The organism is Vibrio sp. 1580 (genome assembly GCF_033340055.1).
In genome coordinates, this window is the sequence record NZ_JAWOVT010000184.1 from 1 (window position 1) to 806 (window position 806).

1 protein-coding gene and 1 pseudogene are annotated in these 806 nt (G+C 49.6%); both read left to right on the plus strand.

The genetic code is table 11. The annotated features are described in order from the left end of the window. Window positions 1-96: pseudogene (locus tag R7093_RS24885) on the plus strand (phospholipid ABC transporter ATP-binding protein MlaF); the annotation flags it as partial. Further along, on the plus strand, window positions 86-806 hold a 721-nt coding region (mlaE, locus tag R7093_RS24890), incomplete at its 3' end, for a lipid asymmetry maintenance ABC transporter permease subunit MlaE (protein ID WP_318146974.1). The pseudogene R7093_RS24885 and the gene mlaE, both read left to right, overlap by 11 nt.

The following is an 806-nucleotide window of genomic DNA, read 5'->3' on the forward strand; positions in this document are numbered from 1 at the left end:
CGAGTGCAGCAGTTCTTACAAGGTGATGCAGATGGCCCTGTGCCGTTTCGTTTTCCTGCGCAAAGTATCGAAAAGGATCTATTTGATGGTCGCTAGCTTTATTCAATTTGTCGCTTCATTAGGAAGACGCACGATCGCCATCTGTGAAGCTTTTGGCCGTGCAACCTTGATGCTTGTTGGCGCTATCTTCTCTAAGCCTCAACCCTCTAAAAGTTTTCCTCTACTCGTCAAACAGTTGTATTCCGTTGGCGTGCAATCACTGGCTATTATCGTCGTGTCTGGTTTGTTTATCGGCATGGTTCTTAGCTTGCAAGGCTATGTAGTGCTGGTGGATTACGGCGCGGAAGGCAGTCTTGGTCAGATGGTCGCGTTGTCACTACTGCGTGAACTTGGGCCGGTGGTTACTGTGCTTCTTTTCGCTGGACGTGCAGGCTCTGCGCTGACGGCAGAAATTGGTTTGATGAAGGCTACTGAGCAGCTTTCAAGCTTAGAAATGATGGCAGTTGACCCACTGAAACGAGTGATTGCACCACGTTTTTGGGCTGGGGCTATCTCAATGCCACTACTTGCGATGATCTTCATGGCTGTTGGCATCTGGGGGGCGCAGCTCGTTGGTGTCGATTGGAAAGGTGTGGATCACGGCAGCTTTTGGGCAGCCATGCAATCTTCTGTTGAGTTGGGACAAGATATCGGCAACAGCATGATCAAATGCTTTGTGTTTGCCATTACGGTAACTTGGATTGCTCTATTTAATGGCTACGATGCGATTCCTACCTCGGAAGGGATCAGCCGAGCAACTACGCGCA